At 73.5% G+C, this 16,218-nt stretch carries 14 protein-coding genes and 1 pseudogene; 3 read left to right on the forward strand and 12 right to left on the reverse strand.

Annotation, left to right across the window (positions count from 1 at the left end; genetic code table 11):
- Positions 1–52 precede the first annotated feature (52 nt).
- A pseudogene (locus ACSU6L_RS18240) lies at positions 53–763 on the reverse strand (potassium channel family protein); the annotation flags it as partial.
- Positions 764–839: 76 nt separating this feature from the next.
- On the opposite strand from ACSU6L_RS18240, the gene ACSU6L_RS18245 reads away from it, so the two are divergent.
- Positions 840–1,955: a potassium channel family protein gene (locus ACSU6L_RS18245; RefSeq protein ID WP_437064947.1), complete on the forward strand. Its 1,116-nt coding sequence runs from the start codon at positions 840–842 to the stop codon at positions 1,953–1,955.
- A 36-nt stretch (positions 1,956–1,991) separates the two neighbouring features.
- Here ACSU6L_RS18245 and ACSU6L_RS18250 read toward each other — a convergent pair whose 3' ends face one another.
- The 5 genes from ACSU6L_RS18250 to pdhA form a co-directional block, all read right to left on the reverse strand.
- A complete protein-coding gene (locus ACSU6L_RS18250) occupies positions 1,992–3,434 on the reverse strand; it encodes a molybdopterin molybdotransferase MoeA (RefSeq protein WP_437058136.1) in 1,443 nt (480 codons plus the stop codon).
- The gene (locus tag ACSU6L_RS18255; RefSeq protein ID WP_437058138.1) at positions 3,431–4,342 is read right to left on the reverse strand and encodes an NTP transferase domain-containing protein; all 912 of its coding nucleotides are present in this window, start codon (positions 4,340–4,342) and stop codon (positions 3,431–3,433) included. Before ACSU6L_RS18255 ends, ACSU6L_RS18250 begins: the two co-directional genes overlap by 4 nt.
- A gap of 97 nt (positions 4,343–4,439) precedes the next feature.
- Complete coding sequence (locus ACSU6L_RS18260) at positions 4,440–5,882, reverse strand: dihydrolipoamide acetyltransferase family protein (protein WP_437058140.1); 1,443 nt, start codon at positions 5,880–5,882, stop codon at positions 4,440–4,442.
- Complete coding sequence (locus tag ACSU6L_RS18265; protein WP_073944884.1) at positions 5,882–6,886, reverse strand: alpha-ketoacid dehydrogenase subunit beta; 1,005 nt, start codon at positions 6,884–6,886, stop codon at positions 5,882–5,884. Before ACSU6L_RS18265 ends, ACSU6L_RS18260 begins: the two co-directional genes overlap by 1 nt.
- Positions 6,883–8,019, reverse strand: a complete 1,137-nt coding sequence (pdhA, locus tag ACSU6L_RS18270) for a pyruvate dehydrogenase (acetyl-transferring) E1 component subunit alpha (RefSeq protein ID WP_073944885.1) — start codon at positions 8,017–8,019, stop codon at positions 6,883–6,885. Before pdhA ends, ACSU6L_RS18265 begins: the two co-directional genes overlap by 4 nt.
- Before the next feature lie 190 nt (positions 8,020–8,209).
- Between pdhA and ACSU6L_RS18275 the strand changes: the two genes are divergently transcribed.
- Positions 8,210–8,695 (forward strand): Lrp/AsnC family transcriptional regulator, encoded by a 486-nt coding sequence (locus tag ACSU6L_RS18275; protein WP_073944886.1) that lies wholly within the window; start codon positions 8,210–8,212, stop codon positions 8,693–8,695.
- Positions 8,696–8,714: 19 nt separating this feature from the next.
- Here ACSU6L_RS18275 and ACSU6L_RS18280 read toward each other — a convergent pair whose 3' ends face one another.
- The 3 genes from ACSU6L_RS18280 to ACSU6L_RS18290 form a co-directional block, all read right to left on the reverse strand.
- On the reverse strand, positions 8,715–9,032 hold the full coding sequence (locus tag ACSU6L_RS18280; protein WP_437058143.1) for a hypothetical protein: 318 nt from the start codon (positions 9,030–9,032) through the stop codon (positions 8,715–8,717).
- Between the two features lie 89 nt (positions 9,033–9,121).
- Positions 9,122–9,712 carry a TetR/AcrR family transcriptional regulator gene (locus ACSU6L_RS18285; RefSeq protein WP_437058145.1) on the reverse strand — a complete coding sequence of 197 codons (591 nt, stop codon included), beginning with the start codon at positions 9,710–9,712 and terminating at the stop codon, positions 9,122–9,124.
- Positions 9,709–11,226, reverse strand: a complete 1,518-nt coding sequence (locus tag ACSU6L_RS18290; protein ID WP_437058147.1) for a 3-hydroxyacyl-CoA dehydrogenase — start codon at positions 11,224–11,226, stop codon at positions 9,709–9,711. The genes ACSU6L_RS18285 and ACSU6L_RS18290 overlap by 4 nt, the downstream gene beginning before the upstream one ends.
- A 160-nt stretch (positions 11,227–11,386) precedes the next feature.
- Between ACSU6L_RS18290 and paaN the strand changes: the two genes are divergently transcribed.
- Entirely contained in the window at positions 11,387–13,078 is a 1,692-nt protein-coding gene (paaN, locus tag ACSU6L_RS18295; protein WP_073944890.1) for a phenylacetic acid degradation protein PaaN, read from the forward strand.
- Positions 13,079–13,154: 76 nt separating this feature from the next.
- On the opposite strand, the gene ACSU6L_RS18300 is transcribed toward paaN, so the two are convergent.
- The 3 genes from ACSU6L_RS18300 to ACSU6L_RS18310 are packed head-to-tail and all read right to left on the reverse strand — an operon-like array spanning position 13,155 to position 15,945.
- Positions 13,155–13,913 carry a TrmH family RNA methyltransferase gene (locus tag ACSU6L_RS18300; protein WP_437058149.1) on the reverse strand — a complete coding sequence of 253 codons (759 nt, stop codon included), beginning with the start codon at positions 13,911–13,913 and terminating at the stop codon, positions 13,155–13,157.
- A complete protein-coding gene (locus ACSU6L_RS18305) occupies positions 13,910–15,148 on the reverse strand; it encodes an HTTM domain-containing protein (protein ID WP_437058151.1) in 1,239 nt (412 codons plus the stop codon). The genes ACSU6L_RS18300 and ACSU6L_RS18305 overlap by 4 nt, the downstream gene beginning before the upstream one ends.
- Positions 15,145–15,945: a DUF5819 family protein gene (locus ACSU6L_RS18310; protein ID WP_437058153.1), complete on the reverse strand. Its 801-nt coding sequence runs from the start codon at positions 15,943–15,945 to the stop codon at positions 15,145–15,147. Before ACSU6L_RS18310 ends, ACSU6L_RS18305 begins: the two co-directional genes overlap by 4 nt.
- Positions 15,946–16,218 lie beyond the last annotated feature (273 nt).

Consider the following 16,218-nt stretch of genomic DNA (forward strand, 5'->3'; position numbering starts at 1 on the left):
CCGTCGCCGACCAGCGTGCGCGCGTGGTCGCAGGCGTGGGCCCGCCTCGGTGTCAGAGCTGCGGGCCTCCCTCGGAGATGTCCCGCCAGTGGTGCAGGCCGTGTCGGTCCTCCGGTGCGATCGCCGGCACGATGGTGATCACCCGATCCGTCAGCTCCAGCCCGCCGACGGCCGGATCGTCGTAGCCGAGCACCCGGTGCCCGCGGACGACGCTCACCACCAGCTCCTCCGTCTCACGTGGGCCGCGGCCCACCTCGGCCCGGGTGACGGGCCGTTCGACGATCTCCAGGCCGCTGCCCTGCCGGATCAGGTCCTCCATCACCAGGCCGGCCGCCGGGCTGAGCACGGACAGCCCCAGCAGCCGGCCGGCCGCCCCGGCGCTGGTGATCACCGCGTCCGCGCCGGACTGCTTCAGCAGCGGTGCGTTCTCCTCCTCACGCACCGCGGCCACGATCTTCGCCCCGGCGTTGAGCTGCCGCGCCGTCAATGCCACCAGCACGGCCGTGTCGTCCCGCTGGGTGGCGATGATGATCTGGCCGGCCCGCTGCACCTCGGCCCGCTTCAGCACCTCGCTGCGGGTCGCGTCGCCCACGACTCCGCCGTAGCCCTCGGTCGTCGCGGCGTCGATCGCCTTGCTGCTCGGATCGATCACGACGACCCGCTCTTTGCGCAGACCGGTGGTGCAGACGGCGTGGATCGCCGACCGGCCCTTCGTACCGAAGCCGACGACGACGGTGTGATCCCGCAAGATGGGCCTCCAGCGTGTGGTTTGTGACGGACGGGAGATCGTCAGGAACCATGGTGCCGACTGTCCGGATCAGCATCCCAGGGGGCACATGATGAAGGGCGACGAACAGCCGCATACCCAGCGGACGGGGGCATCCCTCCTACGGTCCCTCTGGTACCGCTCGCGCAAGGAGGCCCGCGACGACGTCGAGGCCGGCCGCGCGATCACCATGCCCACGCAGAGTGTCGTCCCGCCGCTCCAGCAGGTGATCAAGCGCCTGGTCATGGCGCTGACGGTGCTGGTCATAACGGTGATGATCGTCTATTTCGACCGTGAGGGTTACAACGACAACTCCGACGGGTCCGTCGACTTCATCGACGCGGCGTACTACGCCACCGTCACCCTCTCCACCACCGGCTACGGCGACATCACCCCGGTGAGCGACAGCGCCCGGCTCATCAACATCTTCGTCATCACCCCGCTGCGGGTGCTGTTCCTGATCATCCTCGTCGGCACCACCCTGGAAGTCCTCACCGAGCGCACCCGCCAGCAGGTCCGTATCCACCGCTGGCGTTCCCGGACCCGGAACCACGTGGTGGTCATCGGTTACGGCACCAAGGGCCGCCATGCCGTCCGGACCCTGGTCGGGCAGGGCATCGGCAAGGACCGGATCGTCGTCGTGGACGCCCAGACCAAGGCGGTGACCGCGGCCGGCGACGACGGACTGGTGGCGGTCACCGGGGACGCCACGCTCACGGACACCCTGCTCAAGGCCGAGTTGCAGCGCGCCTCCCAGGTGATCGTCGCCCCACAGCGGGACGAGACGGCCACGCTGATCACCCTCACCGCCCGGCAGCTGAACCGGCGGGCGACGATCGTCGTGGCCGTCCGGGAGGACGAGAACGTGCCGCTGCTGAAGCAGTCCGGCGCGGACACCGTGGTCACCAGCTCCAGCTCCGCCGGCCGTCTGCTCGGCACGTTCATGGCCAGCCCGCCCACGGCCCGGACGCTGGAGGATCTGATGACCCTCGGCAGCGGCCTGGACCTCATCGAGCGGACCGTCACCCTGGAGGAGGTGGGCCGCACACCCCGCGAGTGCGACGACCTGGTCCTGGCGATCGTCCGGGACCGGAAGCGACTGGACTACGCCGTCGGCTGGCAGACCGAGCTGCGCGCCGGCGACCGGGTGATCGCCGTGAGCCGGCCGGTGACGGAGGCCGCCGAGTAGGGCGGTGCGGCCCGTAGGGCCGGTGTGGGGCGTGTTTCACGTGAAACATGTCCCGATCCCCGCCGTCGCCCACGGCAGGTCCAGGATCTCCGTCTCCTGGCCGGGGTCGGCCCCGCCCGGAGGCACGACGGCCAGCGCGTCGGCCGCCGCGACGCCACGCAGCATCGCCGGGCCGTTGTAGTGCAGGGGCACCGCCCGGTCGCCGCGCAGGGTGACCGGGATGAGGCGGGTGTCGTGCGGGTGCCCGTGCGCACCGTCCTTCAGCGGCAGCGCGTACCGCTCCAGGGACGGGCGGCCGGCCAGGGCGCGCAGCAGCGGCTCGGCGAGGGTCAGCAGGCCGGAGACCGCGGCGAGCGGGTTGCCGGGCAGGCCGACGAGGTGCTGGTGCTCCTTGAGGCGGGCGAGCAGCATCGGGTGGCCGGGGCGCACCTTGACGCCGTTGACCAGCAGTTCCGCCCCGATACGGCGCAGGGTGGGGTGGACGTGGTCGACGGGGCCCGCGGCGGTGCCGCCGGTGGTGACGATCAGGTCGGCCTTGCTGCCGGTGATCGCCCGGTGCAGGGCCTTCGCGTCGTCCCCGAGCCGCCGCACCGAGCTGACCTCGGCGCCGAGCGCCCGCAGCCAGGGCGGCAGCATGGGGCCGAGGGCGTCCCGGATCAGGCCGTCGTGCGGAAGGCCCTCGGTGAGGAGTTCGTCGCCGAGGATGAGGACGTCGACGCGGGGGCGGGGCACCACCGTGAGGGTGTCGTATCCGGCGGCCGCGGCGAGGCCGAGGACGGCGGGGGTGATGAGCGTGCCGGTCGGCAGCAGCTGGTCTCCGCTGCGGCACTCCTGGCCGCGGGGGCGGATGTCCTGGCCGTGGCCCACCTCCCGGGTGGGGTGCAGCCGGCCCTTGTCGTCGGTGATGCCGTGCTCGCTGCGCAGGACCGCCGTGGTGTCCGGCGGGATCCGCGCGCCGGTGGCGATCCGGACCGCCTCTCCGTCGGCGAGCCGCGCGGGCCCCGCGTGCCCGGCCAGCACTCCCTCGTCGCGCAGCGCCCAGGGCCCGGGCCCGGCGACGGCCCAGCCGTCCATCGCCGAGGTGTCGAACGAGGGCAGGTCGGTGAGGGCGGCCAAGGGGGCGGCCAGGACCAGGCCCAGGGCGGCGTCGAGCGGCACGGAGGCGGGGGACCGGGGCTCGGCGGGAGCGTCGCTGCGGTCGGTGTGCCCGTTCCGGCCGACGGGAGCGTCGGCGCCGGTGCTGTGCGGGCGGAGGCCGCGTCCGGCCCGCTCGGCGATCGCGCGGGCCTCCGGCCAGGGGGTGGCGCGGTGGTGGGCATCCGTCTTCGGGGAGGCGGCGGGCGCGGTGGCGGGCACCTCCCGGCCCGTCGGGGCGTGGGCGTGGTCGTCTCGGCCGTGTGCCTTCTTCACCAGGGCCAGTGCCTCCTCGACGTCGAGGTCGTCGGTTTCCCCGCCGGTCCGGATGCCGGGGGCGGTCATCCGGCGTCCGGACGCGCGTCGGCCCCTGCGGCGGTTTCCTCGTCCGCCCAGCGCTGGGCCAGGGCGGCGGCCTTGCGGGCGGCCTCGGCGACGGCCTCGGGGCCGCCCCCGGCGCGGGCGGCGGCGTAGCCGACGAGGAAGGTGGTCAGCGGGGCGGCGGGACGCGCCACCCCGTGGGCTGCGTCGCGGGCCAGGTCGAGCAGGACGCCGGTGTCGACATCGAGGTCGATGCCCAGTTCGTCCTTGACCGCGGAGATCCATTCATCCAACACCTGATCATGCTCCCTGATGCGTGCCCTTGCGGTGGCGATGTCGTCCCAGGTGTCGCAGTCGAAGGAGGCGACGGGATCCGGGACCCGGGTGAGGTCGAGGGCGCCGGTCAGCCGGCGCAGCGGCAGCCCGGTGAGCGAGCCGTGCGCGGCGGTGAGCGCGGTCAGCTCGCGGCGCAGGGCGGCCGCGCGGTAGACGGCGACCAGCGGCTGGTCGCGGCCGTCGGCGTCGGTGAGCAGCGCGCCGTCGGCACCGCCCGCGTCCAGGGCGGCGCCCAGCCGCCGTACCGTGCCCTCGTCGAGGAACGGCAGGTCCGCGGAGAGCACCACGACGTGCTCGGCGGTGGTGTGCCGCAGCCCGGCGTCGAGCGCGGCGAGCGGGCCCGCGCCGGGCGGGTCCTCGCGGGCCCAGGTCACCGGCCGCGCGGTGGGGCGCGGGGCGGCGACGACGACAGTGGTGCGGGCCTCGGCGCAGGCGGCGAGGACACGGTCGAGCAGGGGCCGCCCGCCCACCCGCACGGCGGGCTTGTCGGCACCGCCGAGCCGCCGCGCGGCTCCCCCGGCGAGCACGACGGCGTCGTGGACGACGGCGTCGGGGACGACGGCGTCGGGCGCGGTCGGAGCCCTGTTAGAGGTCATGTCCCGAGTATGAGCGCCGCAAAGATCATTGCCACCCCTGCGCACAGCATGTGGACAGTACGGCTGTGGCAGGGGTGGCGGGGGTGGGGGCGACAGGTCACAGGGTGCGCAGCAGCACCGCCGGCTGTTCGACGCAGTCCGCGACATAACGGAGGAAGCCGCCCGCCGTGCCGCCGTCGCAGACCCGGTGGTCGAAGGTCAGCGACAGCTGGACGACCTGGCGGACCGCCAGCTCGCCCTCGTGCACCCACGGCTTGGGGACGATGCGGCCGACGCCGAGCATGGCCGCCTCGGGGTGGTTGATGATCGGCGTGGAGCCGTCGACGCCGAACACGCCGTAGTTGTTCAGCGTGAAGGTGCCGCCGGTCAGGTCCCCGGGTGTGAGGGTCCCGGTCCGGGCCGCCTCGGTCAGCCGGGCGAACTCCGCGGTCAGGCCCTCGGCGTCGCGGGCGTGCGCGTCCCGGACGACGGGGACGACGAGACCCCGCTCGGTCTGCGCGGCGAAGCCCAGGTGGACGTGGTCGAGCTGGACGACCTCGCGGCCGGCCAGGTCGACGGTGGAGTTCAGCTCGGGGTAGCGGGCGAGCGCGGCGGTGCAGATCCGGGCCAGCAGGGCGAGCAGGGAGATCTTCGGTCCGCCGGCCGCGTTCATCGCGGCCCGGGCCCGCATCAGCTCGGTCGCGTCGGCGTCCACCCAGCAGGTGGCGTCCGGGATCTCGCGCCGGCTGCGGGACAGCTTGTCGGCGACGGCGCCGCGTACTCCCTTCAGCGGTACGCGGGTGCCCCCGCCGAGAGCCGAGGAGGCGGCGGGCGGGGCCGTGGCGGCGGGCTGGGGGACCGCGCGCACGGGCGTCCCGGCCTGCGGGGCCGCCGTACGGCCGCCTTGTGCCGCGGCGGCGCGCAGGGCGTACTCCACGTCCGCGCGCAGGATCAGCCCGTCCGGGCCGGAGCCGGTCATCTCCCGCAGGTCCAGCCCGTTCTCGCGGGCGAGCCGGCGGACGAGGGGGGAGATCACAGGGATGGGGCCGTCACCGTTGACGCGGTCGCCTTCGGGGGCGGCCGGGGACACGGGGGCCGGAGGGGGAGTGCTCCGCACGGCGGGTTCCGGGGCCGGCGGAGGCGTGGCGGCGGCCGGCTGCTGCGGACGGACCCTCGGGCGGCGGGCCGGGGGCGCGCCCGTGCCGTAGCCGACGAGGACGTTGCCGGAGCCCTCGCTCTCGCCCGCCGGGCCTTCGGCGCTCTCGGCCGCACCGCCCGGGGCCGGGGCCTCGGAGGCCAGGCCCTCGGAGGCGGGAGCGCCGACCGCGACCGTGATCAGGGGCGCCCCGACGGGCAGCTCGGTCCCCTCCTCGCCGAAGCGGGCGGTGACGACACCGCCGTAGGGGCAGGGGACCTCGACCATCGCCTTGGCCGTCTCGACCTCGACGACCGGCTGGTCGACGGCGACGACGTCGCCGACCTGCACCAGCCAGCGCACGATCTCCGCCTCGGTGAGCCCCTCGCCGAGGTCGGGGAGCTTGAACTCCAGCACCTGTGCCATCAGCTCTCGGCCTCCCATTGCAGACGCGCCACGGCGTCCAGGATCCGGTCGACGCCGGGCAAATGATGCCGCTCTAGCATGGGCGGCGGATAGGGGATGTCGAAACCGGCCACCCGCAGCACCGGCGCCTCCAGGTGGTGGAAGCAGCGCTCGGTGACCCGGGAGGCGATCTCCCCGCCCGGCCCGCCGAAGCCGCCCGACTCGTGGACCACGACCGCCCGCCCGGTCCGCCGCACCGAGGCACAGACCGTCTCGTCGTCGAACGGCACCAGGGAGCGCAGGTCGACCACTTCCAGGTCCCACCCCTCGGCCCGCGCGGCCTCGGCGGCTTCGAGGCAGACGGGCACCGACGGGCCGTACGTGATGAGCGTGGCGCTGCGGCCCGGGCGCCGCACCACCGCGCGGCCGATGGGGTCGACGGACTGCGGCTGCTCCGGGTTCCAGGAGTCCTTCGACCAGTACAGCCGCTTGGGCTCCAGGAAGACGACCGGGTCGTCGGAGGCGATGGCGGCGCGCAGCAGGCCGTAGGCGTCGGCGACGGTGGCGGGCGTGACGACGTGGAGTCCCGGGGTCGCCATGTAGTAGGCCTCGGAGGAGTCACTGTGGTGCTCGACCCCGCCGATGCCGCCGCCGTAGGGGACGCGGACGGTGATCGGGAGCGGCATCTTCCCGCGGGTGCGGTTGCGCATCCGGGCGACATGGCTGATCAGCTGCTCGAACGCCGGGTAGGCGAAGGCGTCGAACTGCATCTCCACGACCGGCCGCAGCCCGTACATGGCCATGCCGACGGCGGTGCCGAGGATGCCGGCCTCGGCGAGCGGGGTGTCGGTGCAGCGGTCCTCGCCGAACTCCTTGGCGAGCCCGTCCGTGACGCGGAAGACACCGCCTAGGGTGCCGACGTCCTCACCGAGGACGTGCACGGCCGGGTCGGCGGCCATGGCGTCGCGCAGCGCCCGCGTGAGGGCCTGCGCCATGGTGGCCGGCTTGACGGCGACGGTGGTCATCGGTGGGCCCCTTCCTGGCCGGCCGCCAGCTCCGCCCGCAACTGGGCCTGCTGCTCACGCAGTTGCGGGGTGGGCTCGGCGTAGACGTCGGCGAACAGGTCCATCGGGTCGAGCACGGGGTCCTGGTTCATGCGGGCGCGCAGGTCGGCTGCCATGGCCTCGGCGGCGTCCCGCGCGGACTGGATTCCGGCCTCGTCGAGCAGGCCGCGGTCGGTCAGCTCCCGCTCCAGCAGCGCGATCGGGTCGTGCTCGCGCCAGGTCTCGACCTCGTCGTCGGTGCGGTAGCGGGTGGCGTCGTCGGCGTTGGTGTGGGCGTCCAGGCGGTACGTCACCGCCTCCACGAGGGTGGGGCCGCCGCCCGCGCGGGCGTGCCGTACGGCGTCCGTCAGCACCTCGTGCACGGCGGCCGCGTCGTTGCCGTCGACCAGGCGGCCGGGCATGCCGTACCCGACGGCCTTGTGGGCGAGGGTGGGGGCGGCGGTCTGCTTGGCCAGCGGGACGGAGATCGCGAAGCCGTTGTTCTGGACCAGGAAGACGACCGGTGCCTGCCAGACCGCGGCGAAGTTCAGCGCCTCGTGGAAGTCACCCTCGCTGGTGCCGCCGTCGCCGACCATGGCCAGCGCGACCACGTCGTCGCCCTTGAGGCGGGCGGCGTGGGCGAGGCCGACCGCGTGCGGGAGCTGGGTGGCGAGGGGGGTGCACAGGGGGGCGACGCGGTGCTCGTACGGGTCGTAGCCGGTGTGCCAGTCGCCGCGCAGCAGGGTCAGCGCCTCGACGGGGTCCACGCCGCGGGCGACGGCGGCGAGGGTGTCGCGGTAGCTGGGGAACAGCCAGTCGCGTTCCTCCAGGACGAGGGCGGCGGCGACCTCACAGGCCTCCTGGCCGGTGCTGGACGGGTAGACGGCGAGCCGGCCCTGCTTGGTGAGGGCGGTGGCCTGCGCGTTGTACCGGCGGCCGCGGATCAGCTGGGCGTACAGGGTGCGCAGCAGCTCGGGGTCGGCCTTGGCCGCCGCCTCGGTGCCGAGGACGCGGTAGGGCTCCGCGTCGGGCAGCAGCGGCGCGGGGTCGGTTCGGGGCTGCCAGGCGGGCGGCGGTGTGGGCCGGTACGCGCCCCGCTGCTCCATGACCGTCATGACGGCACCTCCTCGTGGGGGTGGCTTCGAGAGGCGCAGCGTCTGTGATGCGCCTCACCTACCGATTGTTCGGTCGTCGGCACATTTTGGCTACGGGCGGGTCCAGGCTGTGGACAAACGGTTCTGCACAGCCTGAGATGGACGCAGTACGTCCATGGTAGGGAGGCGGGGGGACATGGCATCTGAACAAATGGCCGAGGCCGCCGACACCGGCGCTCCCCTGCCGCCACCCCGCCCCCTCGACGCCATCGACCAGGACATCCTGCGGATGCTCCAAGCGGACGGCCGTGCTTCCATACGCTCCGTCGCCGAGCGGGTCCACGTGTCGCGGGCCAACGCCTACGCGCGGATCAACCGGCTCGTCGAGGACGGCGTCATCCGCGGCTTCGGGGCGCGCGTCGACCACGAGCGCGCCGGTCACGGCACCTCGGCGTACATCACCCTGAAGATCGTCCAGAACTCCTGGCGCACGGTGCGCGAACAGCTGCGGCGGCTGCCCGGCGCCTCGCACATCGCCCTGGTCGGCGGCGACTTCGACGTCCTGCTGCTGGTGCACACCCCGGACAACCGGGCCCTGCGCGAGCTGGTGCTCACCCGTCTCCAGGCCATCCCGGAAGTGCTCTCCACCCGCACGCTGCTGGTGTTCGAGGAGGAGGACCTGGACCCGCAGGGGTGAACGCCCCGGCCTGCGTCCGTCAGCCGGAGGCCATCGCCGCGCCCAGCAGGATCGCGAACGCCAGCGGAAGCAGCGCGCACCCGAGCCCGGTGACCGCCGCGGCCATCCGGACCCCGCGCAGCGACCGGCGGTGCGGCAGCACCCAGGCGAGCACGAACAAGCCGGTCGCCCAGTACAGGATGCCGCCGAAGGCTCCGGGGCCGTCCTCGGACGCGAACCAGCTGTACTCCAGCGCCAGGATCGGCACACCGAACAGGGAGGCCACGAGGGGCGCCCGCCACCAGGTGGGGTGGGCGGCGGCGGAGGACGAGGAGGACGGCACGTCGGCGGTAGGCATGCGTCCCACCCCATCACCGGCGCGCCGGCCGGGCATCGGGAGACGTACTCATGCCCGCCACGCGCGCGTACTCACCCGCGAGGCCGCCGTCAGTCGGCCTGGCGCAGCCCCCCGAACACCAACCGGGCCACCGCGTCGCCCACTTCGCGCTCACCCATGCCGCGTCCGTCCGGCCGGTACCACTCCACGATGGAGTTGATCATCCCGAAGACGAGCCGGGTCGCCAGCCGGACCTCCACGTCACCGCGCACGTCCCCGTCGGCGGCGGCCGCCTTCAGCAGCTCGGCGACCCGGTGGTCGAAGTCCCGGCGGCGCTCCAGGGCCCAGCGTTCGGTGTCGGTGTTGCCGCGCACCCGCAGCAGCAGGGTGACGTACGGCAGTTCGGCTATCAGCACCTCGACCATGCGCCGTACGACGTACTCGAGCCGGTCGGCGGCGCGCCCCACGCGCGCGTGCTCCTCGTCGAGGATCGCGAAGAGCCCGTCCAGCGCCCGGCTGACGGCCCGGCGCAGCAGCTCTTCCTTGCCGGTGACGTGGTGGTAGATCGACGACTTGGAGATACCGGCCGCCCTGGACAGGTGCTCCATGGACGTGCCGTCGTAGCCGCGCTCGTTGAAGACCTGCACGGCGACCGAGAGCAGGCTCTCCGGCGTGTACGTGTCGCGTTTGGCGGTGGTCATGACGTGCTGCCCTCCCGCTTGTCGGTGGCGTACGCGTGGCGGTACAGCGCGAGGGACGGCGCGTAGCGGCCGGACGGGTCGCGCAGGTGCAGGTCGTCGAGGAGGGCGTAGGCCCAGCCCCGGCCGAGCCGGCGGCTCCATTCGAAGGGCCCCAGCGGGTAGTTGACGCCCAGGCGCATGGCGGTGTCGATGTCCTCCTCGGTGGCCACGCCCTTGGCGACGGCGTCGTACGCCAGGTCGACGATGCGGGCCACCGCGCGGGCCACGATCATGCCGGGGACATCGCCGATGACGCTGACCTTCTTGCCGAGCGCCTGGAACAGCCCGGTGGCCTCGGCGAGGGTCCGCGGGGAGGTGTCCTGGGAGGCGGAGAGGGCGACGCGGGTCGCCTTGCGGTAGTCGAGGGCGAGGTCGAAGTAGACGACGTCGCGGAACTCCACGGAGGTCTGGCCGTCGGCGAGGACCAGCTGGCCGCCACTGGGCAGCACCAGGCGGGTGCCGTTGTCCTCGTCCTCGTCGCGGACCTCGATGCCCGCCTCGCGGATCATCGGCAGCAGATCGGCCGCGGGACCGAGTCCCCCCTCGGCGACGACGTACGCGGGCGGCTGGGCGGGCTCCGCGGTGTGCGGCTCGGGACGGTCGGCTCCGTCGCGGTAGTCGTACCAGCCCTGCCCGCTCTTGCGGCCGAGGCGGCCGGACTCGACCAGCCGGCGCTGGGCGAGCGACGGGGTGAACCGCACGTCCTGGAAGAAGGACTGCCAGACGGAGTGCGTGACGGACTCGTTGACGTCCTGCCCGATGAGGTCGGTCAGCTCGAAGGCGCCCATCTTGAAGCCGCCCGACTCGCGCAGCACCGCGTCGATGGTGGCGGGGTCGGCGCCCTGGGACTCGTAGACCGTGAAGGCCTCGGCGTAGAAGGGCCGGGCGATGCGGTTGACGATGAAGCCGGGGGTGTCCGCGCAGGCGACCGGCGTCTTGCCCCAGGCGCGGGCCGTCTCGTACGCGCGCGTGGCCGACGTGACGTCGGTGCCGAACCCGGAGACGACCTCGACCAGCGGCAGCAGCGGGGCGGGGTTGAAGAAGTGCAGGCCGACGAAGCGGCCCGGGTTGCGCAGGGCGCCGCCGATGGCCGACACCGACAGCGACGAGGTGTTGGTGGCGAGCAGACAGTCGTCGGCGACGACGTCCTCCAGCTCGCGGAAGAGCTGCTGCTTGACGTCGAGCCGCTCCAGGACGGCCTCCACGACCAGCGCGCAGTCCGCGAGGTCGGCGATGCTCTCGGCCGGCTTCAGCCGGGCGCGGGCCGCGTCGCGTTCCGCGCCGGTGAGCCGGTCCTTCTCGACGAGCCGGTCGAGGCGGGCGCCGATCGCGGCGGCCGCCTCCGCGGCGCGCCCGGGAACGGCGTCGTGGAGCTGTACGGGATGCCCCGCGACCAGCGCCACCTGGGCGATGCCCTGACCCATGGTGCCGGTGCCGACGACGGCGACGGGGCTGCTGAGGTCGAGTGCTGTCATGAGCGCGATCCTCCCGCACGGCGTTTTCCACAGATGCGCCGGTCCCCCTTGTCCCGACCGATCGTTCGGTTACTCTAACTCTGTCTGCCTGTTCCTGCCCATGTCTTTGCCCAGGTCATGAGCTCGACGAGGAGCTCTTGAGACGAGGAGTTGGTCCCGCATGGCCGCCGAACTCACCGCGAACCAGCTGACCGCCCAGCACCGGCCCACCCTCGACCAGGCGCTGGAAGCGATCCGCACACGCGCGTACTGGTCCCCGCACCCCGAACACCCCAAGGCCTACGGCGAGCACGGCAGCCTGGACGCGGCAGCGGGCAAGGCCGCCTTCGACGCCCTCCTGGGCACCCGCCTCGACCTCGGCCAGCCCGGCACGGACGACTGGGTGGGCGGCGAGGTGTCGCCCTACGGCATCGAGCTGGGCGTCGAGTACCCCCACGCGGACATCGACGTACTGCTGCCCGCCATGCGCGCCGGACAGCGCGCCTGGCGGGACGCGGGCGCGGAGCTGCGCGCCCTGGTCTGCGTGGAGATCCTGAAGCGGATCAGCGACCGGACGCACGAGTTCGCCCACGCGGTCATGCACACCTCCGGCCAAGCCTTCATGATGGCCTTCCAGGCGGGCGGCCCGCACGCCCAGGACCGCGGCCTGGAGGCGGTTGCGTACGCGTACGCGGAGCAGGTCCGCACCCCCGACTCGGCGGAGTGGACCAAGCCCCAGGGCAAGCGCGACCCGCTCGCGCTGACCAAGCGGTTCACGCCGGTCCCGCGCGGGATCGGGCTGGTCATCGGCTGCAACACCTTCCCGACGTGGAACGGCTACCCGGGCCTGTTCGCCTCCCTCGCCACCGGCAACGCGGTCCTCGTCAAGCCGCACCCCCGCGCGGTGCTGCCGCTCGCGCTGACGGTGAAGATCGCGCGGGAGGTCCTCGCCGAGGCGGGCTTCGACCCGAACCTGGTCGCGCTGGCCGCCGAGCGGCCCGGCGAGGGCATCGCCAAGACACTCGCCACGCGCCCCGAGATCCGCATCATCGACTACACCGGCTCCACGTCCTTCGGCGACTGGCTGGAGAGCAACGCCCGCCAGGCGCAGGTCCACACCGAGAAGGCCGGCGTCAACACGGTCCTCGTGGAGTCGACCGACGACTACAAGGGGATGCTGTCCAACCTGGCCTTCTCGCTGTCGCTGTACAGCGGCCAGATGTGCACCACCCCGCAGAACCTGCTCGTCCCCCGCGAGGGCATCCGCACCGACCAGGGCCCCAAGAGCTACGACGAGGTGGTCGCCGACCTCGCCCGCGCGGTCGACGGTCTGCTCGGCGACGACGCCCGCGCGAACGCCCTGCTCGGCGCGATCGTCAACCCGGACGTCAAGGCCCGCCTGGAGGCGGCGGCCGGTCTCGGCGAGGTCGCGCTGGCCTCCCGCGAGGTCGCCAACCCGGAGTTCCCGGGCGCGGTCGTCCGCACCCCGGTGATCGTGAAGCTGGACGGCGCCAAGCCGGACGACGAGGCCGCCTACATGAGCGAGTGCTTCGGCCCGGTCTCCTTCGCGGTCGCCGTCGACTCGGCGGCCGACGCGCTGGAGCTGCTGCGCCGCACGGTCCGCGAGAAGGGCGCCATGACGGTCGGCGCGTACACCACCGACACGGAGGTGGAGCGGGCCGTCGAGGAGGTCTGCCTGGAGGAGGCCGCCCAGCTCTCCCTCAACCTCACCGGCGGGGTGTACGTCAACCAGACCGCCGCCTTCTCGGACTTCCACGGCTCCGGCGGGAACCCGGCGGCCAACTCGGCCCTCACCGACGGGGCGTTCGTCGCCAACCGTTTCCGGGTGGTGGAGGTACGCCGCGAGGCCTGAGTGCGGAGGGAGGCGCCTCGGTGCGGCGCGAGCCGCCTGAGGTGATGCGCGAGGCGCGTGGCCCGAGCGCGCGGGCCTACGCGCTTCCGAGGCTCCAGTGGTACAGCGTCATGGCCACGCTGGTGGCGAGGTTGTAGCTGGAGACCTGGGGCCGCATGGGAAGGGCCAGCAGATGGTCGGTCCGCGCGCGCAGCTCGGCGGACAGCCCGCTGCGCTCGGAGCCGAAGGCGAGGACGGCGTCGTCCGGGAGCTTCACGCCGCGGATGTCGTCGCCCTCCGGGTCCAGCGCGAACAGCGGCCCCGGCGGCAGCTCCGGCACGGTCAGCCGCTCCACGGCGGTCGCGAAGTGCAGGCCCGCACCGCCGCGCACCACCGTCGGATGCCAGGGGTCGAGGGTGCCGGTGGTGACCACGCCGGTCACCCCGAAACCGGCGGCCAGCCGGATCACGGCGCCCGCGTTGCCGAGGTTGCGCGGGTTGTCGAGGACCACCACGGGGGCGGTGCGCGCGGTGCCGCCCAGCCGGTCGAGGTTGGCCGCGCGGGAGGGCCGTACGGCGAGCGCGGCCACGCCGGTGGGGTGCGGGCGCGGCACGAGCGAGGCGTACGTCGTCTCTGGCACCTCGGTGAGCAGCGCCTCCAGCGGCTGCCGGACGTCGGGGGCCAGCTCGTCGGCGAGGGCGAGGGCGGCCCGCCGGTCGGTGGTGACCGCCACCGGCACCTCGGCGTCGAAGCGCAGCGCGTGCTTGAGGGCGTGGAAGCCGTCCAGCAGCACACAGCCGCCGGCGAGCCGGTGCCAGACGGTCACGGGGTCGGCCGGGCCGGCCAGGTCGTTCATGCCGTGAAGCCTACGTGGCTGGGCGTGCCCGGCTCCGGCACCCGCGGTTCGGGCTCGGAGGCCCGGCCCGCCCGGGAGAGGCGCGAGAACAGGCCCATGCGGGAGAACAGCCGTCCACGCGCGCGTGCCGCCCAGCCGCCGAGGCGGCGCAGGAACGACGTCGGCAGGAAGACGGCGTCCGCCGCGATCATGGCCAGCGAGAAGAACGGCAGCCCGAGGACCACGGCGATCACCGCGTGCTCGGTGATCATGCCGGCGAGCAGGACGTTCTTGACCCGCCGGTGGAACAGCGTGAACGGGAAGGCCACCTGCACCAGGACCGTCCCGTAGGTCACCAGCATCACCAGGGTGCCGCTGCTGGAGAGCAGGTCGGCGAGGGCGGGCCAGGGGGAGAAGGAGTCCAGGTGCAGCGGGTAGTAGACGGCGGTGCCGTCCTGCCAGCGAGAGCCCTGGATCTTGTACCAGCCGGCCGTGGCGTAGATCAGACAGGCCTCGGCCATGATCACCAGCAGCGCGCCGTTGTGCACGATGTTGGCGACCAGATCGAGCGCGATCCGCGGCTGCGCGGTCCGCGCGTACCGGCCGACGGCCCACCACAGGGCCTGCGCCACCAGGACGGCCAGCAGCAGCGCCGGCACCAGCGGGTCGCCGTCGAGGCGGCCCGCGGCGGCCACCGCGGCCAGCGCCAGGCCGAGCACGGCCCACAGCGCGGGACCCGTGGCGTCGCCGGACCGCTCCCCACGCGCGCGTGCCGCGGCGGTGAGGCGGGCGCGCCGCGCGTCCAGCGACCACACCTGACCGCAGCGCGTGAAGACCAGGTAGACGCTCATCAGGTGCAGGACGTTGTCGCCGCCGTCGCCCATGAAGACGCTGCGGTTCTGCAGCGACAGCACGCCCACCATGAAGAGCACGGACATCGTCCGGGTCCGCCAGCCCAGCATCAGCAGCAGGCTGGACAGCATGGCGAATCCGTAGCCGATCTCGAACCAGACCCGGCCGTCGAACCACAGCAGCGCGGTGAAGGCGCCGTTCTGCCCGACCAGCTCTTCGGCGAGAGGCTTGCTCCACGGGCCGTCGGGGCCGTACAGCTCCGCGCGGTGGGGGAACTCGCGCAGCAGGAAAAGCAGCCAGGTCGCGGAGAAACCGATGCGGACCACCGCGGTCTGGTAGGGGCCGAGAGCGGACTCGGTGACCCGGGCGATCGCGCCGGACAGCGCGAGGGCGAGGCGATTCACCCGACACCTCCACGGGTCTCCTCCGCCGGGACCGACCACCAGGGCAGCACCCGGTACACCGGCTTCAGCGATATCCGTTCCTCGCTCCACTCCGGCGGTCGCACATTGGCGGTACGGGAGCGTATCTGGACGCGTTCGACGGCACCGCCGGGACCGGCCGCGTCCGCGCGGTCCAGGCGCATCACGACGATGCGGCGCAGATAGGTCTCGGCGAGCAGGCCCCGCGAGGCGCTGGACCGGCTGTCGTCGTCGTGGGTGGCGGTGTAGAAGTCCCAGGCGCGGCGCAGCTCGTTCTGCTGGGTGTGGCTGGGCAGCAGGTTGCCGTCGATCGCCCGGCCGTCCGCGGCGGACAGGTCGTACCAGCCGGTGGTGCGCAGATCGCCGTCCTCGGTGCGGATCTGGGCGCGGACCTGGACGGCGATGTTCTGCTGGAGCGGGTTCGGCGCGAACAGCTTCCAGTTCTGTTCGAACTCCGGGTATATCCAGTCGTCGATCGCGTCACCGTGCGCCTTGGTCACCGTGTTCGACGGCGCGACGTGCAGGAAGACCATCCCGACGTGCGCGCAGACGGCGACCGCGACGACGGCCAGCGCCAGTGCCACGCCGATCTGCCAGTCGAGGGAGAGCGCGGCGACGCCGGTACGGCGGTCGGCGATCCGGCCGTCCGGGTCCGCCGCGCCGGTGGGGCCGGCCGGTTTCGCCGCCTCGACCGCTTCCCCCGGAACGCCCGGAGCGGCCGCGCCGGTCCCGCGCGCCTCCCCTGCGCCGTGCGCGTCCGTTCCGCCGTGCGCGTCCATTCCGCCCCGTTCCCCGATTCCTTCCGGTCCGACTTCTCCGCCCGCCCGTCCGCGAAGCCTCATATACCGCCGTGCCGCCCGCCACGGAGCCGGTCCGGAGCCGTCATCACCCGCCCGCACCGCCGAGCGGTGCCGAAGGCGAACGCTACTCAGGCCTGGCCGCCCGGCACAGCCCCTTCGGCCGGCCCCGACGGTCGTCCACAGCCGCACGGCCGCCGTCCGCAGGTTATCCACAGCGGTTGACACCTTACGGCGCCCGTCCCACCATGGAAT

Source organism: Streptomyces sp. enrichment culture, assembly GCF_964272855.1.
Taxonomy (GTDB): domain Bacteria; phylum Actinomycetota; class Actinomycetes; order Streptomycetales; family Streptomycetaceae; genus Streptomyces.